Source organism: Nostoc sp. (assembly GCF_036917275.1).
Classification (GTDB): Bacteria; Cyanobacteriota; Cyanobacteriia; order Cyanobacteriales; family Nostocaceae; genus Nostoc.
This window is the reverse complement of record NZ_JBALDF010000055.1, coordinates 42,125-66,287: the sequence shown is the minus strand read 5'-3', so window position 1 is coordinate 66,287 and position 24,163 is coordinate 42,125. Positions and strand designations below refer to the sequence as shown.

The window sequence follows — 24,163 nt, the reverse complement described above, 5'->3', positions numbered from 1 at the left end:
GATGCTTTCTTAAGGAAGAGCAGTTTAATCTGTTTTCAATCCGCTTGGGTTAAGCGGCACAATCTTTAAAGATCCCCCTTAATCCTCATTAAAAAGGGGGGGATAGAGCCATTCTGAGCAAGCTTTTTTAACGAGGGTTGAGGGGATCGAGCCTTATCCGAACCGGATTGAATCCGCTCTGCTAAAGCTGCTGTGACTACTGCTAAACTCTTGGAGTCTGTCAGCATCCAAGGGTGGAAAGAAACTGGCACAACTACCTCTTCTCCTACGGGCATTTGTGAACTATTCGCTGGGACAATCATCAAATCATAAGGTGTCCAAATAGATGTAAAGTTTAGCTGTCTTAACATATCAGCATCAGAATTCAAATCTTTGAGAAAAAGGCTGTTAGGGCGCATTTGTATACAACCAGGACGCTGGGAAGCATGAGCAACTACAGTTCCATGATGGGGCGAAGAAATTGTGATAAACCTCTGTACGCGGTTAATTCCTCCCAATCGTTGAACATAGTAACGGCTGACAATTCCTCCCATGCTAAAGCCTACTAAATCTAAGTGTTGTTCTGACGCAAAGCTGGCCGTAACATAATCGGCTACTTGCTTTGCCAACTCATCAAGAGCCACATCACCATTATTAGGAACCAAATTCAAGCTATATACAGACCAACCCCGTTGTATTAGGTATGCCCTCATTTTATGAAAAACTGCCTCTGTGTCGTCAATCCCGTGTACTAATAACACGGGATTGCGCTGCTGATTTTCAGTGTTCATCTACAAAATCCGGCTGAATTAAGTCTGTAGAAAATGTAACTGAGTACCGTTGCTATCTGTTAACAAACTATGACACTCCTCCCACTGGTTGAAAGTAAACCGCTTGCTTTTCTCCAATCAGTAATTTTCAAACAAAGAAATGTTAATTATTATGAAGCCTGCTTTCAGGATCTTGCTCTTAGTTACAGTAAAATTTAATAATTAGTTCTCGGTGATACAGGTCGCAAGTGCTTGCAAGAAAACATTTGCCCTCTAGTTTTACTACAATGTTGATTAAGCACAAACCCATAACGGTTGTCACCAAAATGGGGTGACGCAAAGCATAAGATGTAACATTTTGTCGTAATTGTTAAAAATTACGGTTGAGTTTCAAATATAAAAGGTAAAAGGCAGGAGCAATTGTAATGGGTTTTATCAAAAAGTCAATTTCGAGTATTCAGGGTTTTCTTAACGGTATTCTGGGTTTTATTACGGGACTCTTACCAGGGAAGAAGAAAAGCAACGGCTACTTCTTAGAATTGGACGAAGCCAAAGATGCTGTGACAGATGCTGCTAAAGATGTAGCATCGAATGTGAAGAAAGTAGCAGAGACAGTTGGAGCAAATGCTAAGAAAGTAACGGCATCAATTGGATCAGAAGCACCAGAGCCATCCAAGCCAGATTCATTGAACGGTACAAAAACTGCCACAGGTAAGGGAAAGGCAAAATCAGCCAAAAATCCCAAACCAGCTGATGTTACACTAGTTCAGACTGCTGAGGGTCTTAAAGTTGAACCTGGTAAAAATGCAAAAGCCGCAGCAGCCAAAGTACTTAAAGAGGAGCCAAAAGAAACAACGTTTGCGCCTAAATATCTCGCTCCTTCGGCTAGTAGCTCTAATGGCCGGCGGCGTCCAGGAGCGAATATGAGTGCTTACTTAGACATGGCACGTCAGATACAAAAGCCTGGTTAAGTCACAGAGACGCGGAATTTGGCATCTATCTAGTGTATTTATAGGAATGATGAGTTAAGTGTGAATACGCAAGATTAAGATAAGTTTACCAGTTGTAGATGGGAGAATCCAAACTAAAAGCGATCGCTTAATTTTCTCCACTACAACTGCATTTTTTAGGGTAGAGGCTTTTTCATCCAACACTACCCGTTCTACCCGACCTTTGTTGAGAGTGAACTCAAAGACGATTTGACCACTGAAGCCAAAAGGCAAGTTTAATTGTTGAAGGTGTTGGCTAGGGATTGAACGTACAAACCGCCTAACTGTTGATTTTGGTTGGCTACTGTATTCATAGGTTATATATGGCACTCCTATTTTATTTTTAAACTTACTTTTAAGGTAGGCAATACGTAATAGTAAACTTACAGCATTTTGCATCTAAATGAAGTACATCCTTACCCCCCTTAATCCCACGCCAGTTGCTACAACGGAGGGAACCTCCCTTCGGGTTCAGCAGTTCCTCATGGGGGAAACCCCCAAGACTGGACTGCCTCACCGCAACGCAGTGGCTCCTCGATGTATTGGGGGGAAATTCCCAATCTAGTTCCCTCACGCCACATGCTTCAAGTCGGGCATTGCCCGCCCAACGCAGTGGCTCCCCAATCTATCGGGGAGGGTTAGGGAGGGGTATTTTTGTACTTCATTAACTTGCAATCTGCTGTAATTACGAATTACGAATTATTTAACAAACACTAGTCCACTATATAAATGGAAAGCTGAGTCCCAATTAGTCTCTTCCCTGCGAAATAGATGAATGTGAGACTTGATATTACCCAGCATTTCTGTCTGATCTAATGTTGTATTTGCAAAGGATGTGAAATCTGACCAAATTTTGACTTGAGGTAGTTGCTGGTCAATCCAACTTGATAAACTATTCCAATTAATTCTGATTGTATTTTGGCTAGCTTGGGGAATGATTTCTAAACCTTGCTGAAATTCATAGCCGTTGTCATGAAATCGGAGAATGCAACCTCTACCAGGTAGATGTAAATCACAAAACTGGGTATAGTCTTGTGTTTGAGTTTTCCGTTCCAGTTTCCGGTAAGCATCAACATCTACAACTTGTTCAAAAATAGGCAAAAGTCCCACTACTCTTGCTGTGATTTCTGACCAATCAAAGGTGAGAGAACCGAGTTGATTTGCCTGGTTGCAGCAAACAACAGTAACTTGTGGGGTAGATTCCTGGAAATATTTGACTTGATAAATTTGAATTTGCTGAATTTGAGCTATTGTTGCCCAAAAGCAAGGAATACCAGCCTGCTGTAACTGTTTCCCGTAAAATTTAAGTTCTCCTACTTGGCCAGTGCGGTACAACCTCCAGCCACGACTTGGCAATACTAGTCGTGCAGTATAGGGGTCTAGCTGCATAATCTGGGCGAATTTTCGAGATGCTTCTGTTTTCATCTCGTTACTGAGAGGCTCTAAGACTAGTACGCCAAGTTCGGTGTTATTAGGTTGAGATGTTGCTTGGGAAATGGCTCTTTGTCTTTCTTCTAGCTCCATTTCTTGCAGTCGTCGCAAACCTTGACGTGCTAACGTCACTATTTTAGTATTTGTCGTATCTCGCAGCAGTTGCCGATAAATTTTTTCTGCATCCTGATGCTTTCCAGATACTTCATGCAACCGACCAAGATAAAATTGCACCCAAGGATTGTCTGGTGATTCTTTTCGCAGCTGTTTGAGTAATTTAGCAGCTGTTTGATAATCTTTATGCTCAAAGGCGATCGCAACTTGCTCTATCATCACTTTAAATACACGCTGGAGTGATGTCTCGCGCAAAAGGAGATTTGCGTGAGCTATAAATCATTTATACTTCACAAATTGCGGTAATCAAGGATAATGCTACTACCGGGGCTGTAACTGCTCTCAGGATGCGCCGACCAAGGGAAACAGGTTGAAATCCAGCTGACTTCGCATTTTCAATTTCTTGTGTTGTCCATCCTCCCTCTGGCCCAGTAGCAATGACAATCTCCTCACATATGCTACTCAGCACTTTGTTTAAATGGGGATACTCTCCACGAGCCTCACAAATGTAGCGGTGACTTGTCTGATTCGCGGTGACAGCAGTGTTAAAAGCAACAGGCTCTAAAATTGTCGGCACGAATGAGCGCTCTGATTGCTCGGCGGCTTCTGTTGCGATGCGCCGCCAGCGTTCGAGCTTTTGAGGACTAGGATCAAGCAAAGTGCGATCGCTCAATATTGGTGCAATACAAGTTACCCCTAACTCCGTACAACACCGCACAACTTCATCAAATCCATTGCCTTTAGGCAACGCCACCATCAGCGTAACTAATATAGGTAATTCTGTTTCTACTAAAAGCGATTCTAAAACCTGTGCCTGCTCCCCTGCTAGCTGCGCTAACCACCATTTTCCCCTACCATCCATTGCAATAAAGCGATCGCCCTCACGCAAGCGCAACACACGCCCTAAATAATGTTGCTGTTCTTTAGTGAGCAAAATTTGCCCTTGTTGGAATTGGGAGTGTGCGATCGCAATTCTTTGCAGTTGAGACATTTTTCTTAATAAATTATTGCCCTGCTGTAGACATCTGCTGTCTAACCCAGGTGCGGAAAGCACGGGTTGTTGCTATTTGTCCAACTTTCTTGCTTTCTTGGATAAATCGGGGAATCTCCGTCACCAGCACAGGTGCAAAAGTTGGACTGCGATCGCTTTGTGAGTATTGCCCACTGTTAAGGGTGTAAATTATCAACACATTTCCGTTATACCGCCAGAATTCTAAGACTCCCATTGAAGCATAAAGGGTCAACTTGTCTATCTTGGGTCTGGAATATTCCACTTCCAGTACTATGTCTGGTGGTGGATCTATATTTAGGTCAATATTTTCTTTATTGCGGACTAAGAATTCATTTTGGATATAGTAACTACTGTCCGGTTCGCCTCCTCGCTCCAAATCATCCCGCGTCATAGTCAACGAGCCAGCGCTTTTAACTTCTAAACCAAATTCTTCACACAGCACAAGAACAAAACCTTCAATCAGACGGTTTGAGTTCTCGTGTGGCATCTGCGGCGTCATAATTTCTACTATTCCGTTGTCATAAGCTAGCCTTTTGTTTCGCTCACATCCCATATCTGCCAGCATAGCTTTAAATGTCTGCCAGCTAATGTTTTGCAGCACATCCCTAGTTTCTGCAAATTTTGCTGTTGTTACCATAGTTGAGTTTTCCTGTGGATGTGTTACCTAACGGCGTTAGGACTTACGCCAGAGAGACACAGATGGATTTATCTGTGTCTCTCTGTAGTTTTATTATCTTCAATTTTTCGGCTTACGAAAGATTTTGGAAGTAAACCTCTAAGGCTTCAGTAACTAACTGAGTCATCGGCTTACCTTGACTTTCTGCTACTTCCTTCAACTTGCTATAAACCTCTTCTTTCAAATTTACCCGATGGCGCGATTTATTTGCACCATTGGCTGTTTGGGGTTCGTATGTGGCAGCAAATTCGCGGATGGTATCAAAACCAACGCGATCGCAAAAATCACCAAAGCTTTCCTTCGATTTGCGAGACTTCTTAAAGTAAACAAAAATCGGCTCTAGGAAACTTTCCAAGTCATTATGGTGCAGCTTATCTGTGTAAGGTTGCGCTAATCGAGTCTGATTTGGCGAACCCCCTAACCATAATTGGTAAGATTCTGGGGCGCTACCGACAAAGCCCAATTCTGCTAGGTACGGACGAGCGCAACCGTTGGGGCATCCTGTCATCCTTACCACAAAATGTTCTTTTTGTAAACCTAATTTATCCAACAGAGCGCGAATCCGCTCCAAAATCCCCGGTATTGCGCGTTCTGATTCTGTAACTGCCAAACCGCAAGTAGGCAAAGCCGGACAAGCCATTGCATACCGTACTAAAGGTTCGATTTTAGTGGGGTCGTCTCCGACACCGTGACGGCTGAGAATGTCTTGAATAGCTTCCTTGCTATCTGGTTCGATATCGTAAAAAATCAGGTTATGGTTCGGTGTCAAGCGGATGGGTAAGTTGAATTGCTCGACAATTTCCCGCAAGGCGGTTTTTAATTGAAACGAACCTTCATCCTTGATTCGACCATTGTCAATGGAAATTCCTAAGAACAGCTTGCCATCACCTTGTTCATTCCAGCCGAGGAAGTCGTGATATTTAAACTCTGGCAGTGGTTTGAAGGCTTCAACTGGTTTACCGAAATATTCTTCAACTTGGGTGCGGAATTTATCTACGCCCCAATCGTTGATTAGATATTTTAATCTGGCGTGACGACGATCAGTGCGATCGCCATAATCTCTCTGGGTAGCAACAATCGCTTTCACTACATCGTAAACATCATCTTTGGCTACATACCCAATCTGGTCTGCTAACCTAGCGAAAGTTTCTTCTTTACCGTGAGTTCTACCTAAACCACCACCAGCAAAGATATTAAATCCTTCTAATTGTTTCTTTTTATTAGTAATTACTACCAACGTCAGGTCTTGGGAATACAAATCAACCGAATTATCACCTGGCACTGTCACGCAAATTTTGAACTTGCGGGGCATATAGTAAGTGCCATAAATCGGTTCTTCGTTGTTATGGATAATTGTGCCATTGCCATTGCGTTGTCGCGCTGCCTTCACCTCAGGATCTTCTTCAGCACTAATTGCTTTCTCCCCATCTAGCCAAATTTCGTAATAAGCACCTGTTTGCGCTGAGAGCAAGTCAGCAATATTTTGGGCATATTCCCAAGCATACTGATACTCTGGGCGATTCTTAAAGGGGGCTGGTGGTGCCATCACGTTACGGTTAATGTCGCCGCAAGCTCCCAAAGTCGTACCCAGATTCTTGACAATTGTGGCAATTGATGCTTTAAGATTCTTTTTTAAAATTCCGTGCATTTGGAAACCTTGACGAGTAGTTACTCGTAAGGTGTGGTTGCCATACTCATCAGCTAGTTTATCTAAAGCCAGATACAGCTGCTGTGGCACCAAACCACCTGGATTTTTTGTCCGCAGCATAAACTGGTAATCTTTTTCCTGTCCCTTGGTGCGGTTGTCACGGTTATCCTGCTGGTAAGAACCGTGATACTTCAAAAGCTGCACCGCATTTTCGGTAAAATGGGTAGTATCTTGAAGGATCTCAGTTGCTACAGGTTCACGCAAAAAATTACTATTTTCCTTGATTCCTTCTAATTTGGAAGGCTTACGGTTAGTGATGGGGGAAGGAGCAGATTTAACCATTAGACTTGTATAGTATTCTCAATAAAGCATTATGTAGACGCCGAATCAGCACCCTTCGGCTACTTTATCCCCGGTAATCCGGCCGGAATAATGAGGAATATTTTAATTTTACCACGGCAAAAGCCGACTTTCTCAGTGATGTAACACTTAACAAAATCAGCTTTTTGGAGTAGTGAGTGAAGAAGTGCTAAGTCCTGAGTACTAAGTAAAGTATAGAGTGAGTGAGGACTCAATAATATTTTATTTAAAGCTATAGCCAATACCACCATTGATGCTAATAGCGAAGCATCGCTATTTTGGTAGGCACCAAGCCCTACCTTGGCATTAGTGTAGACGAGGAAATTGTTAGCAACTTGCGATTCAACACCAGCATCTATCACTACTGGAATCTCTGTTACATATAGGGTTGGTGAACCATTTTTTTTTACAAAATAATAACCACCAGTTAAATAAACATTAGTTCTATTAGCGATAGGCACATCCACAGAAAATTATAGGATGATGGCACATCATCTTATTACTCCAGAGGACATTACCGCGTGCAGAAAGTTGCATATTTACTAATTTCACGAGCTATCATAATTACATTTCAATATAATCCTAGTTCTTTATCTCAAGATAGACGCTTTTTAAACTAGTATAATAATTGAAACTCAAACTAATACTAATTCTCTGAAAACTTGCATCTAATGATTATTCCTTTTCCTTGGCGTACTTGGCGTACTTGGCGGTTCGTTAAATAAAAATTAAGTGCATCTTCAGAGAGAATTGGTATAAGTCGGGATATGGTAAATAAAATACCCGATTAACAACTTTTTACTGAGCTTTTCACATAGGATGAAAAAGTAGGCTGTAGCATCTGTTGCAACAAGCTATAGAGGGAATCTATAAAGTTAATTTTGAGCAATTATTGTGGAGATAGAATAATGCTAACCGCTGCAAAAACGTTGTCTGGTTTGATGGGTTTATGTGTCGGTGATGCGTTGGGTGTGCCAGTGGAGTTTACTAGCCGTGCTGAACGAGTGAAATCTCCAGTGACAACAATGCTGGGTTATGGCACATGGAATCAACCACCAGGAACTTGGTCAGATGACAGTTCGTTAAGCTTTTGCTTGGCAGAATGCCTTTGTAGAGGGTACTCGTTGGATACTATAGCTAATTCCTTCTGGCGCTGGTACAAGGAGGCTTACTGGACTCCTCGTGGCGATGTCTTTGATATTGGTCAAACTACCCACACAGCAATTATGCGCCTGAAACAGGGAGTTGTTCCCCATCAGGCGGGTGGCAAGGTTGAAAATAATAATGGCAATGGTTCGTTGATGAGAATCTTACCAATGGCTTATTGTCACAGAAGCTTAACTTTAGGCGAATTGCTGGCGCGGGTGCATGATGTTTCGGCGATTACTCATGCTCATGCGCGATCGCAAATGGCTTGTGGCATTTATATTAGTATTGCAGTGGCGCTCTTGGAAGGGGCTGACCTGCAAACAGCTTATTTACAAGGATTACAAGATATCCAAACAATTTATTCTGTGCGGGAATTTTTGTTAGAAAAGCCCCATTTTGGCAGAGTTTTCAGTGGTGAGATTGCCAAAGTACCAGTAGAAGAGATTAATTCTGGTGGTTATGTGATTGATACCTTAGAGTCATCCCTATGGTGTTTATTAAATAGCTCGTCTTATTCTGAAGCAGTATTGAAAGCTGTTAACTTAGGCGGAGATACTGATACTACCGCCGCCGTCACCGGTGGGTTAGCGGGAATTTATTACGGAGTGGAAAATATTCCTCAAAAATGGATGAACCAAATTGCTCGTAGACAAGACATTATTTACTTGGCAGAGCGTTTTACAAAGGCTGTCTATACTTAGAGTTAGGAATTAAAAGTTAAGAGTTAAGAATTATGAAATTCCTAACTCCTAACTCCTAAAGTGTAGATAAAGAGTAGACCTGACCATCAATTAACAGTCGTGTAATGCCCTTGGCTTGAAGATGGGTACGAGCCTTATGAAGCATTTTACTATCAGGAACTTTAATCACGCGATCGCGCTTAGTAGAAAAGCGCTTGGCGACACGATGGTTATCAAACACCGGCAAAGTTCTTTGCTGAGTTTCGAGGCTGGGAATTTGCCCCAAGTCACCAAAGTCCTTGAGAGGACGGGTAATTAATTCTGAGGAACGGTCAATCACCAAATAGCAGGTTTTCGGCAAATTGGCTACCGACAGAGGTAAAACTTGAACTGATGCTTCACCTGGTCTTCGTTTTGTGACTAAAGGTCTTTGCTCATCCAGGTCATCGTCATCAAAGTCTTCTTCCTCAAAGTCATCATCTTCTAAATCATCATCTTCTAAATCGTCCAAATCCTCCGATTCATCTAGCAAGTCTTCACCCAGCATCTGCGCTATGACGGCCGCTCCTGGATGTTCATTCTTTAGCGGTGGGATGGGGATGCTAACTATTTCCGGCGGCTTTTGCTCTGGAGTTTCTAATCTCTCTGTAACTCGGAGCTTCGGTTTTTCCGACGCCGAGGGGCGTCGCCGCACCCGTCTACTAGCGGCGATTGACTCCGCCGTTTCCTCTGAGTAAAGTTCCTGCTCTAGATGAATTACCCGGCGCGGCTGTGGCTCTACTTTTGGTATCTCCAAGGGTTGACTTTCACTTTCAGGGGGTGGAGCTTCTATCTCAGGCTCTGGTTCAATCAGCAGGGGTAACTGCTCGTAGCTTACCTGCGCCCTACCCTCAGGAGTTCTAGCAGCCCGCTTTAAGGAGACCAAGTATTCATACTCATCTTCTGGCAAAGTGCTTTTGAGCAGGCGACTAATTGTCGAGTTACTCACACCATAGCGGTCTGCCAAAGTTGAGGTTGTTTCGGCAGTCTCTCGATATAACTTAAGAATTTCTTGCTTGTCAGAGTCTGTTAATTTTCTCACGGTAGATACCAAAAATCTTTACTAAGCTCGTTTTCGTCCGCTGGTACGCCGCGTTCGTCTTAATGATGCGTCATATTCTAAGACAGCGCCCATGCTAAATAACACTCCACTAAATACCCAAAACACTTCTAATATCTCCCCACTTTGATAATTGGGACCTTGGGCGTATTTAAACCACATATCTGCAATGTAAAGCGAAAAGGCCGCCGCTGCAATCATTCGCCAAGACTGGGAAACTCTTCCCCCCCAAAAGGCTAAAAGCAGAATAGTAGCAATAATTAATAGAAGCACATCACTAACTACGTAAAACCAATTCAAAATAGCGACTAGCAGTTCTGAGGGTGTCTCCTGTTGCATAGAAATCCACCATGCCAATAAACTACCGGACATTGCGATTGCTAACACAATTAGCCACTGCCATTTTTCCAGATTGATTCGCCTGGAAGCCACAGCGAAAATCATCCCTGCGCCAAGTAATAGATAAGTGAGTACAAAAAATATATCGCCTAAAGACACATCCGGTTCATTTTTTAAAACTATTTCGGTATATCCGAAAATTATCCCCCCAATTAAATAGGAAAGCATACCTAAGCCAATTAAAAGCCAAACATTCCGGCCACTGACGATTTGTGGACTCAGCCAGTTCCTCAAGCATAAGATACCGGCACTCAAATAAGCTAAACCTTCAAAAATATTTGTGCCAATCACATACCACTCGGCTCGGCTTTCTATGCCATCTGCTCCGGGAACTTTGGCACTAAACAACAAATAGTATAGCAGTGCCAGTACGGCCCAGCCAATATTAGCTAAGACAATGTTCTGAGTGGTGAAAACGGATTTAGAAAGGAACGAATTATCGTAAGAGTTATTCATAAGACTTGACTATGTAGATGCACTCTGACAGTATTTTGAGTTAAAAAACTGTATATCTAGTACTGTGTCTGCCAAGCAATGCACAATCAGATACAAAAAGCAAGTACCAGTAGCAGGAACTTTGTTGAAAAATTTCCATGCTACTGCCATAGTTTACCCAGTGGCGATTGATTTAGCCAACTGATAAACAGCGATCGCTCCCCTTCTGGCATATCTTCTAGCTTATAAATCACTTGTTTGGTAAAATTAGCGTTGCCAAAGTACGCCTTTCCTAGTCGATGCAGTTCTTCCAACAGGATAACTACATGATTTTCTTGCCAATTAGGTATTTTGGTTGTCGGCAAAGGATTTGTCGATACCAAATATTTAACTGCTTCTAGAGAAGATGCCTGCGGAAATTGCTTCTGCCGTAATACCTCCGCAATATCTTTCTCAAATAATGCAGCTTGCCTAGCACCTAAAAACTCTTCAATGTCGATAGAAACACCTTGCAACAGCAAAATACTGGCTTGAATTAAAATTCCCGTTTTACTATGACCAGCTGTGTCATTACCCAGATGCTCTAAACGGATTTTACCCCAGACGCTAAAACGTTCCGGTTCCTCCAGCAAAACACAGGCTTTACCCCGATTATCCGTTAATTCTCTCCATAAGGCTCTAGCTTCTTCTTCTTGACTAGCTTTGAAAACACTAATCAAGCGAAAAGTCTGCCCTTGATAATTGAGGATCGGCACCTGCTGATCCCGTTTTGGGTGCTGAATGCTTGAGATTTCAACATCCTGCCGTTTGAGAATAAACATGGCACTAGCAAATAACTCCTCACAGGGGCACTCTTAATATGGAATATATAATGGCATTTGGCAGCATCGCCAAGGCTGAAATTACCTAGCGTGCTGTGGAAATGAACCTAGCGATCGCTATATACTTCTCGAAGGTAACTGCCCAGAGGGCGTTAGCGTTAACAGGCAAATAACCCCTTGACAAGACAATATATCTAAACCAATACCCCATCTTTTTCGTTTTATAGTGTAAATTGACTAGCTAGCGACTAGCATCTTAGCCTTGCTAATGGTGAATCTGCAATTTTCGATTGCTTCTTGGTAGGTAGGAACGATATAATAATGCAGGTGACTCCTTTGGGAGCCATAATTTTGTTTTGGGCGCGTAGCTCAGTGGATAGAGCAATTGCCTTCTAAGCAATCGGTCGCAGGTTCGAACCCTGCCGCGCTCGTTCTAAATAAATATCAACCCTCAAGCACTGAAACGTGATCTGATGATTTCCTCATTGAGGGTTTAAGTCCCCCACCCCTGCGGGAAAGTCACTCATTCAAAAATCAAAAATCAAAAGTAATTATTTTTGACTTTTGACTCTTAACTTTTGACTTCGAGCGTAGCGAGCGTCCCCGTTACAAAACGTAATTGCTTTAGCGAAGCCTTGAGCGTCATTGCAAATCGGTTTAATGGACAGATGGTGTCCATTGTGATATTAAATTATGTGCATAAAAATTTAAGTGTAGGTATTGTTTGTTGTTAGCGCTACTCTTCGACTTAGTGCTGCTCGCTGATAGCGCTAACATTTAAATTTGGTAAATTTGGTGTCTCAAAACTACATTGTCAAAGATTGAGGATTCGTCTCAATCAATTTCGCTAAATCTTGCAAGAACGCCGCAGCATGGGCACCGTAAATAATCCGATGGTCGGAAGTAATATTGACTTGCATTTGTTGTCGCACACCAAACAAACCGTCTGCTGTTGCTACCACTTGCGGACAAGATGCCCCGATCGCTAAAATTGACCCTTGTCCAGGCGGTAAAATCGCATCAAATTTGTCTACGCCAAACATCCCTAAATTTGACAGGGTAAAAGTACCACTGTTGTATTCTTGGGGCTGTAGTTGTTTTGCCCTAGCTCTGTCTACCAAAGACTTCCAAGTACGTGATAGAGAATATATATCCACTGCGTCGGCATTTTGCAGCACAGGCGTAATCAATCCGCCATCATCCATCGCTACTGCTACGGAAATGTTGATATCAGAATGATAGACGATGCCCTGGTCTGAGTAGCTAGCATTTAACAATGGGTGTTTTTGTAAAGTCACTGCGACAGCTTTTGCCAGCAGCGCTGTCATTGTCACGCCTTTGGATTTAATTTGTTTATAAAGCTTGTCTAAACCATCGGTGGTAATTGTATAACCGACGCGGAAGACGGGCACGGATATGGTGGCTACCATGTTCCGCACTACGGCATTTTGGAAGGTAGTTAGAGGCACGATTTGACCAGCAACAGCCGCTACTGCTGGCGTGGGTGCTGGTGTCCGAGGTGCTGGGGGTGCAACTGGGGTGCTGCTTGGTACAGGTGCTGGTGGGGCAACTGGGGTAGTAGCAAGTTGCTTGCCCTGATTGGACAATGCTTCTATATCTTCGGCGACAATGCGGCCGTGGGGACCACTGCCTTGGAGAGTAGTCAAATCAACTTTGAGTTCTTTGGCTAATTTACGGGCCCGGGGTGAAGCTACAAGCCTTCCTTCTTTGTGGTTAGACCCGTTTTGAGAGACTAAGGCAGGTGTTGCAGCTGAGGCTGTGGCGGGGATTGGTTCGGGAGATGACGTAGCATTAGCAGCCACGCCGCCTGAATTGGCAAGAGATTTCGCCTGTTCAATTTCAGCTTCCGTTTCTGCAATAAAGGCGATCGCAGATCCTACCGGGGCAGTTTCACCAGCTTCAACTATGATATGAGCAAGAAATCCCTCATAAAAGGTTTCTACATCCATATCTGCCTTATCTGACTCTACAACCACCACTGTTTCGCCTTTTTCCACTTTGTCACCTGGCGATTTCACCCAGGAAACGATTTTGCCTTCGGTCATAGTAGAACTCAGCGCTGGCATAAATACTTCGTGAATGCTCATAGGGTGGTTTGGGAATCAATGGTTTATGGACTTTAACAGCTTTTATCAGATCGAATTGTATCTTGTTGACACTCCCCGGACTGAACAAATCTCGCTGCGCTCATATGTTCAGTCTGGGGATTCTTAGGGACTTCCAGCAATCGATAACGGGGGGATCTTTACCGAACTGGGGCGGGATGTCGGGTGAGCGCGATCCTTTGACTCTTACAAGAACAATTTTGGATTGGAGATTTTATATTTTAGATTAGGCATTGGGTATTGGGGAGTGGAGGAGATGAGGGAGCAGGGGGAGAGTTCCTAACTCCAAATAGGAACCTAAATATAACTTAAAGGTCTATAATACAGAGCTATCCTCAATGGTTAGCCAATATCTCGATCTAGTTTTAGTAGTTGACTAGCAAAAACCACCATGAGTTGTTCACAGATTAAATGGGATTGCTATTTATATTCCTTATAACCACTGCTTAAGATATAGGAGCTTCTCACAGGTAGAGGATATGGGATGCAGTTCAATCTAGAATTCAAAATTGGTAATAAACCTATTTGAAATTCCTGTTTACTTTTATGCCGGCAAAGCTGAAATTATTTTTGATTGTGATACTAAGTATCTTTGCCACTACTGGCGCTGGAATATATATTACCCAGAGTCAGCAATATGCACCGATTGTTGAGACTAATAAGGAACTTGCCCAGCAGGTGGGGGCAATACATCAGTCTCAGGAGGTTGTGGCATACTTAGAACGTTCCGATTATAAAACTATACCTTTAGTAAATATTAACTCATCGCTCCAAGGTAGTGATCCTGCTACCCTTGCGCTGAATGCTTTTGACGACATAGCATCAGTGCGAGGAACGCGAAAGGTAGAGGTAGCTTATCCGCAACGAAATCAGGCTTTTGTAACGATTACGCAAATCAAGCGGGGTGATGATTCTGTTGGTATTAAATATCGAGTTGAGATGACAACCTTTGGGCGATCGCTTTTTATTAGCTCACCTCCAGTGTGGGAAATTGTTTGGGCTGGCTCCCAGGTGGAATGTTGGGCTGGGAGCCGCTCCAAACTCAAGTTAAATCACATCTGTCGATAATTAAAAGTCTGCCAATTTTAAATTTTGGATTTTGGTGAAGCAGCACAGTCTTTTCCCTTAGCGTTAGCCTCTGCCAATGTGAGAAGGGGAGATAATGCCGCGCAATGAGCGTCAAGGATTAGAGGAAAAACCTAAAATCCAAAATCCAAAACTGAACGACTCATAACTTTCTAAATGTCGCCGCGAATTTCTTCTACAACGCCATCACGCAGAACGATTTCGACCTGCATTTTACTAATCAGGTTATCACCGATTTCTACCCGGAAAAAGCCTTCCATTTGGAATTGGTTAACTTCCTGATCTTGCTGGAGAAACTGCACTTGCTGGAGATTTTGTAGCAACTGATTTTTCTGCTCTAGAAATTCACTTTTCTTTTGATTGACTTGGAGTTGGATATTGTCAATTTGTTGGAGAGTCTGGGGGCCAGGTGGTTGTAAACTCTGCTTTTGAATTGCAGCGATCGCTCTTTGTCCTTCAACATCTAGCTGTTGCAGTTGTTGGTCAAGTTGATTGATCTGCGTTTGCAGCTGCTGTTGTACTTCCTCTTTCCAGAGGGGAGTAACAATGACTTTGACGTTAACAACGCGTTTTAGGAGCAAATTAGATTTGGAGACATCCATAAATATTTCACGTTCACTCTTACTAGTTGGCAGGTGGAATTATCAGGCAAACATGCCGTCAATAATATCGTGATAGCGTTCCATGACGACCTGTCGTCGAACTTTTAGTGTCTGTGTCATCATGCCATTTTCGATGGAAAACGGTTCCAGAATGAGTTTGAATGTCCCGATGCGGTCATCCGGTCGAAAGCCTGGACGATTTTGCACTTCCCGATTCAATTCTTGCCGAAATAAATCCTGGATCATTCTACTCCCCAAGTCAATTTTTTGACTATCTGTGGAAGTAACTTGATCATTCTGTGTATCCAGGATCAGATTCTGACTTGCTGCCCATTTTTCTAGGGCTTCGACATTGGGGACAATTAAGGCTCCCAAGCTGCGCTGATCTTGGCCAACGAGCATAATTTGATCGATATATGGTGATCGCAAACAGGCATCTTCGATCGGCTGCGGCTCGATGTTTTCCCCATTAGTCAATACAATCGTATCTTTTGCTCTGCCAGTCAACACCAAGTCGTCTTGTGGTGTCAGCCAACCCAAATCGCCGCTATCAAACCAACCTTCGGCGTCAATTGCTTTCGCTGTCGCTTCGGGATTTTGGTAATAGCCTTGCATAATCTGTGGTCCCCTCAACAATAGCAAGCCTCGCTTCTCTATTGGTAGAGGCGCTTTTGTCTCAGGATCTACAATTTTAGCTTCTGTAGCCGGAAGTGGTAGCCCTGATGCACCAATCAAATTTCGCCAAGGACGCCGGACATGGGTAACAGGAGAAGTTTCTGTCAAACCATAACCTTGCAAAATCTGCACACCAATAATTTCAAAGAAGTTATCTATGTGTCTGGGAAGCGCACCGCCACCACTAATCATCTGCTTAACTTGTCCTCCTGTGGCTTCTCGCACTTTGGCATAAACCAGTCGTTCTCCCAAGGCATGGAGAGGTAATAAAGCAGATGCTTGGATCTTAGCTGTTAATCGTTCCACAGCTGAGGTATGAAGATTATTTAAACTCAATCCCTGAACAATTCGCCGCGCTTTGATGTATTTCTCACTAATGCCCAATAAAAAGTTAACTAAGCGTTGCTTATTCGCCGGTTGTTCGCGGAATTGTTTTTGAACTCCTTCATAAATCGATTCCCACAGCCTGGGTACACCCACCATGTAGTTGGGTTTAAATTCTCTTAAATCACCTTTGACAGAGCGTAAGTTAGTATAAACTTGCGTGCAACCTTGAGATAGTAAATAATACTCAACAGTTCGTTCGTAACTGTGCCACGAAGGTAGGATACTGAGAACGATATCACCCGCGTTTGGTTGTAATACTGTGCCAAAGGTTGTCACTTGGTGCATCAAATTGTTATAAGACAGCATTACACCCTTGGGTTTACCTGTGGTTCCAGAGGTATAAATTAGGGTTGCTAAAGCATCACGATTTTGCTTAACTGGTACAAAACTATGATTTTTCCCAATTTCGATCAACTGGGCAAAGTTCAACACCTTTAGGGTTTCCTCTGTTGGTGGTGCTTCATCCGAAAGTAATATTACCACCTGAATTGGTAAATCTTTGAGGCGATCTTGCAGTTTTTTAAGTGTCTTTAAATCCTCAATTACTATTGCCGTGCTGCCACTATTAGCGATGATAAACAGCAGTTCTTCTTTTTCGGCTTGGGAGCTACGCACCGCATCAACTCCACCAGCAGTCATGATACCTTGATCGGCAATAAACCAGCGAGGACTGTTGTCAGAAATTAAGGAAATGCGATCGCCAACTTTTATTCCCAACGCCTGTAACCCAGCAGCAAATAGTTGCATTTGCTCTGTTAACTGGGTATAAGTAATCACTACTTCTGGTTTAGCGTGAGGGCTGCGGAGGGCGACAACATCACCAAATCGTTCAGCTGCTAAAGGCCAAATTTCTGGCAACGTTTCCACATTTGTGTAATCTACCAACCGCTTTAATGCCTGGCGTTCTCGCTCACTGATGTTAGATAAAAAAGAAGACGCAGTTTGGGTTTTTGACATAACACCTTACCTAAATATCGTAACTGATAGTTTTCCAGTTTATTTGTTATTTTGCTACAATCACCATCCTTATTATCCACATTCCCTTCTGTGTATGATAATTCCAGGAATTCCACGTTTATATTTACAAAAATTTATGTTAAACTTAGTTTACATAGATTGCAAGCAATAGATTGACTGAACATTAATCCTACACATATATTATGCTTGCATCTAAGAACAGCGATCACCTATTTTTGACAGGGGATGATTACCTATGAATTTGATAGAGGCTATACTGGTAACGTTAATCAACACTGCTGCTTGCATGGTATTTCCTAAGCTTGTAGCTATCCTTCTAGCTGATAAAACCAAACCTACTGAAGCGTTGCTGAATGGTTCAGAATTACAAACAGCCAAAGTTGAACTGACGAGTTTTCCTTATTGTACAGCTTACGCACTAACAGGCAGTCAATTCTGTAAATTTAGTCCTGATTTTTGTCCCAAGTGTTCTCTAAATTGATGGGCTATTTGCCACTAAAAATTACTCGGTACTTCAGTCCAGCTTTGTAGATATTTATATTGGGGAATTGGAAAAATTTATTTTTTCTGACACCTATATTTTGCGTTTCAAGTAATAATTTATGCGTCTACTTAGTTAAGCGACGCCGAATAGGCCGCACTTCTCTACGTTCGTGCAGCGTGTTGCAGACAGACGCTGTTGCTAGCAAGATACCCGTAGGGAAGGACAAGCTACTTCTCTGCGAGAGGCTGCGGCATAGCTACGCTTAGGGCGCAGCCTCTCGCAGAGAAGCAAGCCGAGATGCTCAGTACAAGTCAGTGACGATCGTAGACATCGCTCATTCTACTATAATCGCTGAAACTCATATACTGTAAGCATTTATAATTTTTAAATAAGTACATTGTCCACTGCGTACATACTTTCACAGTGGCATCCTGTCGGTGATTATAGCACCTACTCATGAGCATGTGATTAAGCTGCTACGCAGAATTTCTTAGTCCCTAGCATAGACATAGCAAGTAAGATTAAGTAAGTAGGCAATAATAAATCAAAAACGAGAGTTTGATTATTTATTATTTATTTGTTTTTGCTGTAGTTATTTTAGGTCTGACGATAATAAAAAATGCCAGTAAAGTAAAAATTAACATTTGCCAAGTCACCAAATTCCAGCCACCAAGATGCCAGCATAATAGACCAATGCTAGTACCTACAGCACCGCCCATAAAATAGGTAGTCATGTAAACTGTGTTGATGCGACTATTCGATTGAGCATCAAGAGTGTATATCGTTGCGACATTAGTGACCTGCGTTGCCTGTACACCTATATCTAGTAACAATACAGCAACAGCGATCGCAATCGCTGAACTAGAAGCAATTTTAGCAATTACTAAACCTGTAATCACCATTGATACAGCAATAGTCAAGGAACGTTGGGAGTTACCTTGATCGGCTAATTTACCAAAAACTGGTGCCATCAATGCACCTGCGATCGCCACAAAGCCATACATCCCAATTGTGTCAGATTGAAAATTAAAAGGCGCTCCGCTTAAATGGAAAGTCAGCGTTGTCCAAAATGAGCAAAAGACACCAAACAATAACCCACCAATTAAAGACGTTTCTCTCAAGAGTGAAAAACGTTTTAATTGTTGAAGCGTTGAGTTTAATAAATCTAAATAATCACCACTATATTCATTTTTGACATTAGGCAAGTATATCTGTAGTAAAATAGTAACAATTAAAATCATTCCTGCTGAAAATCCATATACATAACGCCAACTCAACCATTCAGCAATATATCCACTAAAAACCCTTGCTCCTAAAATTCCGATCAATATACCAGTAAAAATGTTGCCTACAGTTTTGCCTGTAGTTACTCTATCTATACTCGCTGCTAAAGGAAGAATAACCTGGGCTGAGACTGTTGCAATCCCAATTGCTACGCTCAATATCCAAACTTCGACGATGTTTTGTGAAAACGTCATGAGGATCAACAAACAGAACAAACATGTCAGTAAGCAAAGAATTAATTTTTTCTTGTTGATTTTATCGCCCAAGGGGATTAGGAAGAAAAGCCCAAAACCGTAACCAACTTGCGTAAGCACAGATATGCTACCCGCTTCGCCTTCACTGACTCCAAAAGAAGATGCAATATCTTTAAGGATTGGCTGATTATAATAAACGTTGGCAACACAGACACCAGCTGCGATCGCCATAATCATTACCTGGACTTTAGTTAATCCGTTACTTGAGATTTGTTTTTGCATTCAAACTAAATTTATACAGGAAAAAACTGGTTTACAGTACAGCCAAAACCAGGTAATAAAGGAGAAATTATAATATCGCTACTAAATAGGGTTTCTACCAATTTAAGTTGATTTTCTTGGCGCCGATAGACCTCTAGTTTACGCGATCGCCAATCAGCAATCCAATATTCTTTTACTCCTCTGGAAGAATAAAGTTTAAGTTTAGCTTCCTTATCCCGTCTTTGGTCTGACTTGCTAAGAGACAAAACTTCGACTACTAAATCTGGTGCGCCAGTTAAATGTCCCGCTTCATCCAATGTTAGCGCCAAGGTTTCTTTAGTAGCCCAAACTACATCAGGAATCACATTATCTGATTCTGAAAACAAAATACCAGGGTTGATTACAGCTTCCCCTAAACCAGTAGAATCTGACCAAACATCAAGTTGTCGGAAAATTCGGCCACAAGTTTGCTGATGTTTAAAGTGAGGTGATCTAGTCACAAATAATTCTCCATCAACTATCTCGTAGCGCGTCCCTTCATTTTCTGCGAAGAGTTCCACATCGTGAATTGTCCAGCGTACTCCTGTATTAAGCATCTGACTCATCGGCTAACTCCTTTAATCTTGCTCTTGTATTTTAATCATAAAATTTAAGTTTAGCTTCCCTATCTAAGCTTTCAAAAAACATATATATGAGTAAATAATAAGACTTAAACAAAATGCACCAAATAAAAGGCAAAACCAACCAACCAGTATGAGAGGGTTAGAGTTCTCTTGAATGAGTGAAAGAAATTCCTTTTGATAATCGTTTTAATAAAAAACTCTCTAATACTAATTTTTTCTGAGGGTACATAGACTATCAAATGTGTATTAGTAAATTTTTCATTAACTTTTAATAAATAAATATACATCCAGAAGTGTTGATATGCTAAATGGAACTCGTGCCCTTGATTTTATCTTAGTCCACGGAGGTGGACTTTGCATGTGTAGCCGCTTTGAAAATATCCTTTAAAATCTAATCATCATTTACGATTTTCGCGCCGCCACTTACCCCGAACTAAGCGAATTTCATCAAAAGTATAGCTTTCGCCTAGTTGTTCTCGAATTGGCGTTAAAGAAATATCACCAAGCACTTCTAAAACTTGCCAAATTTTTTGTTGATGTTCCACAGATACTAACTGATTTAAATCTACAGGCTGATTTTTTTCAATTAAATCTGCCAAATGACGAATGATTGTAGTAGGACGAATGTTGCGTTTTTTGGCAATTTCATTAACACTCAAACCTTGTTTATGCAACTGAAACGTGAATATTTCAGTGTCGGAAGGTAAGCTAAGAGAGGGTGTAAAATTAACCTGTGGTGGATCTACCAAACCTTTTTCTTGGCGGTAGGCACGAATTTCGGTGAGGAACTTATCGCCATATTGGGAAAGTTTATGACTACCTACACCGGAAAGTTTACCAAATTCGGTTAGTGTTTTAGGTTGTACCTGTGCCATCAATTTCAGGGTAGAATCTTGAAAGACAACGTAAGGTGGAACAGATTGTTCATCAGCAAGTTGTTTACGGAGCGATCGCAACCTCTGCATTAATATCTCTGCTTCAGCAGCTTTTTCACTCCCTTCTTCCCAAGTAATCTTCTGTGCTACAGGAACAGCAAGAGAAACTGTGTGCTGTCGCCGCATCACTTCCCAACTGAGGGCATTAAGCTTCAAAACTGAGTAACCATCGCTAGTCTGTTCTAGCAACCCTTGATGTAAAAGCGATCGCCCCAGCATCCGCCACTCATCTACACTCTTATCTTTGCCAATACCATAGGTAGAAAGTTTATCGTGTTCGTTTTGGGTGATTTTCTGGTTTTTTGCCCCCCGCAACACATCAATAATGTGCAGCATCCCAAATCTTTCTTTACAACGCGCCACACAAGATAAAAACTTCATGGCTTCAATTGTCCAGTCTTGCATTGGTTTGGGATAACGGCAATTATCGCAGTTACCGCAATTCCCACCAAAACGTTCCCCAAAATAACCTAGCTGAATTGTCCGCCGACAAACAGTACCTTCCGCATAGTCAATTACTTGACGCAGCTGTTGTTTAGCAATCAACTGTTCTTGAGGATCAGTTTTTTGGTTAATACTCCATTCAATAGTTTTAATATCACTGAAACTGAAAAAAAGTGTACAACGTGAAGGTTCACTATCCCTTCCCGCCCTACCTGATTCTTGATAATAACTTTCCAAATTACGCGGTAAATCAAAGTGAATTACTAATCGCACATCTGGCTTATTAATTCCCATACCAAAGGCAATTGTTGCCACCATGACGCGCACATCATCTCGAATAAATCGAGTTTGATTGCTGCTGCGTTCTTCATCAGTTAATCCGGCATGATAGGACAAAGCAGAAATTTTATCATTTTGCAGTTTAAAGGTGAGTTCATCAACTTTTTTGCGCGTCAGACAATAAATAATTGCTGAACCCTCATTTTCCCGAACGAGTTCTAACAATTCAGCATAAGCAGACTTGGTTTTAGAACGAACTTCGTAGTAAAGATTTTGGCGGTTAAAGCTAGCAAGGTGAATACTGGGTTGCTTTAGCCCAAGTTGTTGGATAATATCAGCACGGACGCGATCGGTTGCTGTGGCGGTGAGGGCGAGGGTAGGGACATCAGGATAGCGTTTCCGCAGAGATTTCATCTGCCGATATTCTGGACGGAAGTCGTGTCCCCACTCAGAGACGCAGTGGGCTTCGTCAATCGCAAAAGCTGCAATCCCAATTTTTTCCTTGACTAAATCGAGAAACGGCAGAAATCTTTCACTCAACAGACGTTCTGGGGCGACGTAAAGTAATCTAACTTTACCGCTGAGGATGGCTTCTTCCCGCGATCGCACTTTATAGGGATTCAGACTACTATTCAGAAATGTGGCAGCAATATTATTATTTCGCAGTCCTTCCACTTGATCTTGCATCAAAGCGATTAATGGCGACACCACCACCGTTAAACCTTTTTTGATCAATGCAGGTAACTGAAAGCACAGAGATTTTCCCCCGCCCGTAGGCATGACAATCAATAAATCCCGATTTTGCAGCGCATCTTCGATAATTTGCCGTTGTCCGGGGCGGAATTGGTCGTAACCGAAGTGATATTTTAGCGCTTGTTCGAGATTGGGGTACTGAAGCATAGCGATCGCTTTTTCCGGGGCTGTCTGCGTGAGTAGTTATTGAAGATATCAGGATTTTAACTCACATCATCGGCAGCTTTGAGAAGACCTGCGTTTCTGTTGGCGATGTCTAGGACGGGCTATTCGGCGTCGCTTGACTTTCAAGACAGTTCCTACAAAATCAGCAATTTTACTTGTATTGAGCTAATAAACGTCGTCATGAGTACCAATGTCTAACAAAAGAACAACTTGTTCCCCACTCTCCTCATCAGTTTTCAGTGAGAAAACAATGCGACAATCATATCCACAAGAGCATGAAAGTAACCCTGATAACTTTCCCTCTAACTTGTGAGTGCCCAAGTTAGCTTCAAATATATCATTCTCCATAGCACCAATAGTTTCTTCTATTCTGGTTTGCAAGTCAGCATTACGACGAGCAAATTTTCGGAGAGCTACTTTTAAATTTGCTAGTGATAACCAACCTATACATCGGCTGCATTTGGGTTATTGAGATATTCCCGTAATTCTTGAATTGCTTCACTAGCAGTCTGGACTTTGAGCCTACCTGCTTGGAATTCAGCAATGGAAGCTGCTGCATCTGACGCAATATCATCTCGCCGACTTTCAATAATTCGGTTTTTGAGAATTTGTACCAGCATTTCTTGCTGCTCTAAAGTAAGCTCCATTGCGGCATCTAGAACTCTATCTAGGTTACTCAATTGCTTCATCCTCTGAATTATTTGGGTTGATAACAGAACTCGTAAAATATAAACTTACAAGTCTTACCCTCATCGCTTTTTTAGCTTGATCGAACTCATGTTAAATTATTGCACTAAATCAATATTGGCGTCGGGACACACGGGATTGTAGGGGCACAAGACGTATGATTTTATATATTGGTGCTGTACCTTTTAACACATCCTACAAGATAGGCGATGTCTACGACGGGCTATTCGGCGTCGCTTGACTTTTAAGATAGATGCTACATCGGTGATCGCACTGCTTTACCAACATAACCTAAAAGCCTTTATTATGAAATCAGTCTAAGTTAAAAGTAGGTAGATCACAAACAAGTTGAAAATATATGGACAACAATAAACAAATTTACAATTACACAGTTCTTCTTGAAAAAGAATCAGATGGAGGTTATCACGCTTTTTGTCCTATTCTAAAAGGTTGTCATTCTCAAGGAGATTCTTTTGAAGAGGCCATCGAGAATATTACAGAAGCTATTGAATTATATATTGAAAGTTTAAGGGCTGATAATCAGTCAATTCCTAGAGATGATTTAATTGTTAAGCCTTGAAGTATCTTGGCATGAGTAATTTTCAAGCGTGTCAAAGCTAAAGAATTTATCAAAGTCA

Annotated in this window: 22 protein-coding genes and 1 tRNA gene; 6 read left to right on the top strand and 17 right to left on the bottom strand. The window is 42.0% G+C overall.

Features of this window, described 5'->3' with window-relative positions:
- Positions 1-65: 65 nt before the first annotated feature.
- On the bottom strand, positions 66-770 hold the full coding sequence (locus V7K35_RS20120) for an esterase/lipase family protein (protein WP_335080950.1): 705 nt from the start codon (positions 768-770) through the stop codon (positions 66-68).
- Between the two features lie 404 nt (positions 771-1,174).
- Between V7K35_RS20120 and V7K35_RS20115 the strand changes: the two genes are divergently transcribed.
- Positions 1,175-1,720: a hypothetical protein gene (locus V7K35_RS20115; RefSeq protein WP_335080948.1), complete on the top strand. Its 546-nt coding sequence runs from the start codon at positions 1,175-1,177 to the stop codon at positions 1,718-1,720.
- A 54-nt stretch (positions 1,721-1,774) separates the two neighbouring features.
- On the opposite strand, the gene V7K35_RS20110 is transcribed toward V7K35_RS20115, so the two are convergent.
- The 6 genes from V7K35_RS20110 to V7K35_RS20085 form a co-directional block, all read right to left on the bottom strand.
- Positions 1,775-2,068, bottom strand: a complete 294-nt coding sequence (locus V7K35_RS20110) for an after-VIT domain-containing protein (protein ID WP_335080946.1) — start codon at positions 2,066-2,068, stop codon at positions 1,775-1,777.
- Positions 2,069-2,437: 369 nt separating this feature from the next.
- The gene (locus tag V7K35_RS20105) at positions 2,438-3,502 is read right to left on the bottom strand and encodes a tetratricopeptide repeat protein (RefSeq protein ID WP_335080944.1); all 1,065 of its coding nucleotides are present in this window, start codon (positions 3,500-3,502) and stop codon (positions 2,438-2,440) included.
- 64 nt (positions 3,503-3,566) lie between these two features.
- Positions 3,567-4,274, bottom strand: coding sequence for a 16S rRNA (uracil(1498)-N(3))-methyltransferase (locus tag V7K35_RS20100; RefSeq protein ID WP_335080942.1), 708 nt, complete (start codon positions 4,272-4,274; stop codon positions 3,567-3,569).
- Positions 4,275-4,287: 13 nt separating this feature from the next.
- Positions 4,288-4,932: a Uma2 family endonuclease gene (locus V7K35_RS20095; RefSeq protein ID WP_335080940.1), complete on the bottom strand. Its 645-nt coding sequence runs from the start codon at positions 4,930-4,932 to the stop codon at positions 4,288-4,290.
- A 112-nt stretch (positions 4,933-5,044) separates the two neighbouring features.
- A complete protein-coding gene (sir, locus tag V7K35_RS20090) occupies positions 5,045-6,961 on the bottom strand; it encodes a sulfite reductase, ferredoxin dependent (protein WP_335080938.1) in 1,917 nt (638 codons plus the stop codon).
- A gap of 59 nt (positions 6,962-7,020) precedes the next feature.
- On the bottom strand, positions 7,021-7,440 hold the full coding sequence (locus V7K35_RS20085) for a hypothetical protein (RefSeq protein ID WP_335080935.1): 420 nt from the start codon (positions 7,438-7,440) through the stop codon (positions 7,021-7,023).
- A gap of 447 nt (positions 7,441-7,887) precedes the next feature.
- Here V7K35_RS20085 and V7K35_RS20080 point away from each other — a divergent pair, with 447 nt between their 5' ends.
- A complete protein-coding gene (locus V7K35_RS20080; RefSeq protein WP_335080933.1) occupies positions 7,888-8,829 on the top strand; it encodes an ADP-ribosylglycohydrolase family protein in 942 nt (313 codons plus the stop codon).
- Between the two features lie 55 nt (positions 8,830-8,884).
- Here V7K35_RS20080 and V7K35_RS20075 read toward each other — a convergent pair whose 3' ends face one another.
- The 3 genes from V7K35_RS20075 to V7K35_RS20065 all read right to left on the bottom strand — a co-directional run bounded on the left by V7K35_RS20075 (position 8,885) and on the right by V7K35_RS20065 (position 11,562).
- Positions 8,885-9,889 (bottom strand): transposase, encoded by a 1,005-nt coding sequence (locus V7K35_RS20075; protein ID WP_335080931.1) that lies wholly within the window; start codon positions 9,887-9,889, stop codon positions 8,885-8,887.
- Between the two features lie 21 nt (positions 9,890-9,910).
- The gene (locus V7K35_RS20070; protein ID WP_335080930.1) at positions 9,911-10,762 is read right to left on the bottom strand and encodes a hypothetical protein; all 852 of its coding nucleotides are present in this window, start codon (positions 10,760-10,762) and stop codon (positions 9,911-9,913) included.
- A 140-nt stretch (positions 10,763-10,902) separates the two neighbouring features.
- A complete protein-coding gene (locus V7K35_RS20065) occupies positions 10,903-11,562 on the bottom strand; it encodes an Npun_F0813 family protein (RefSeq protein WP_335080928.1) in 660 nt (219 codons plus the stop codon).
- Between the two features lie 358 nt (positions 11,563-11,920).
- On the opposite strand from V7K35_RS20065, the gene V7K35_RS20060 reads away from it, so the two are divergent.
- Positions 11,921-11,993 (top strand) — tRNA-Arg (locus V7K35_RS20060).
- A gap of 375 nt (positions 11,994-12,368) precedes the next feature.
- Here V7K35_RS20060 and V7K35_RS20055 read toward each other — a convergent pair.
- The gene (locus V7K35_RS20055) at positions 12,369-13,670 is read right to left on the bottom strand and encodes a dihydrolipoamide acetyltransferase family protein (protein WP_335080927.1); all 1,302 of its coding nucleotides are present in this window, start codon (positions 13,668-13,670) and stop codon (positions 12,369-12,371) included.
- Positions 13,671-14,234: 564 nt separating this feature from the next.
- On the opposite strand from V7K35_RS20055, the gene V7K35_RS20050 reads away from it, so the two are divergent.
- On the top strand, positions 14,235-14,756 hold the full coding sequence (locus tag V7K35_RS20050) for a hypothetical protein (RefSeq protein WP_335080926.1): 522 nt from the start codon (positions 14,235-14,237) through the stop codon (positions 14,754-14,756).
- A 170-nt stretch (positions 14,757-14,926) separates the two neighbouring features.
- Here the strand turns inward: V7K35_RS20050 and V7K35_RS20045 are convergent, their stop codons facing one another.
- The gene (locus tag V7K35_RS20045; protein WP_012412623.1) at positions 14,927-15,376 is read right to left on the bottom strand and encodes a YlqD family protein; all 450 of its coding nucleotides are present in this window, start codon (positions 15,374-15,376) and stop codon (positions 14,927-14,929) included.
- A gap of 42 nt (positions 15,377-15,418) precedes the next feature.
- Positions 15,419-17,395, bottom strand: coding sequence for an AMP-dependent synthetase/ligase (locus V7K35_RS20040; RefSeq protein WP_335080925.1), 1,977 nt, complete (start codon positions 17,393-17,395; stop codon positions 15,419-15,421).
- A gap of 256 nt (positions 17,396-17,651) precedes the next feature.
- Here V7K35_RS20040 and V7K35_RS20035 point away from each other — a divergent pair, with 256 nt between their 5' ends.
- Positions 17,652-17,897 carry a hypothetical protein gene (locus tag V7K35_RS20035; protein WP_335080924.1) on the top strand — a complete coding sequence of 82 codons (246 nt, stop codon included), beginning with the start codon at positions 17,652-17,654 and terminating at the stop codon, positions 17,895-17,897.
- Between the two features lie 572 nt (positions 17,898-18,469).
- On the opposite strand, the gene V7K35_RS20030 is transcribed toward V7K35_RS20035, so the two are convergent.
- The 4 genes from V7K35_RS20030 to V7K35_RS20015 form a co-directional block, all read right to left on the bottom strand.
- The gene (locus tag V7K35_RS20030; protein WP_335080923.1) at positions 18,470-19,660 is read right to left on the bottom strand and encodes an MFS transporter; all 1,191 of its coding nucleotides are present in this window, start codon (positions 19,658-19,660) and stop codon (positions 18,470-18,472) included.
- Positions 19,661-19,671: 11 nt separating this feature from the next.
- Positions 19,672-20,244: a Uma2 family endonuclease gene (locus tag V7K35_RS20025; RefSeq protein WP_335080922.1), complete on the bottom strand. Its 573-nt coding sequence runs from the start codon at positions 20,242-20,244 to the stop codon at positions 19,672-19,674.
- Between the two features lie 416 nt (positions 20,245-20,660).
- The gene (gene recQ, locus V7K35_RS20020; RefSeq protein ID WP_335080921.1) at positions 20,661-22,820 is read right to left on the bottom strand and encodes a DNA helicase RecQ; all 2,160 of its coding nucleotides are present in this window, start codon (positions 22,818-22,820) and stop codon (positions 20,661-20,663) included.
- Positions 22,821-23,281: 461 nt separating this feature from the next.
- On the bottom strand, positions 23,282-23,527 hold the full coding sequence (locus tag V7K35_RS20015; protein WP_335080919.1) for a hypothetical protein: 246 nt from the start codon (positions 23,525-23,527) through the stop codon (positions 23,282-23,284).
- A 356-nt stretch (positions 23,528-23,883) separates the two neighbouring features.
- Here V7K35_RS20015 and V7K35_RS20010 point away from each other — a divergent pair, with 356 nt between their 5' ends.
- Positions 23,884-24,105 (top strand): type II toxin-antitoxin system HicB family antitoxin, encoded by a 222-nt coding sequence (locus V7K35_RS20010; RefSeq protein WP_335080918.1) that lies wholly within the window; start codon positions 23,884-23,886, stop codon positions 24,103-24,105.
- Positions 24,106-24,163 lie beyond the last annotated feature (58 nt).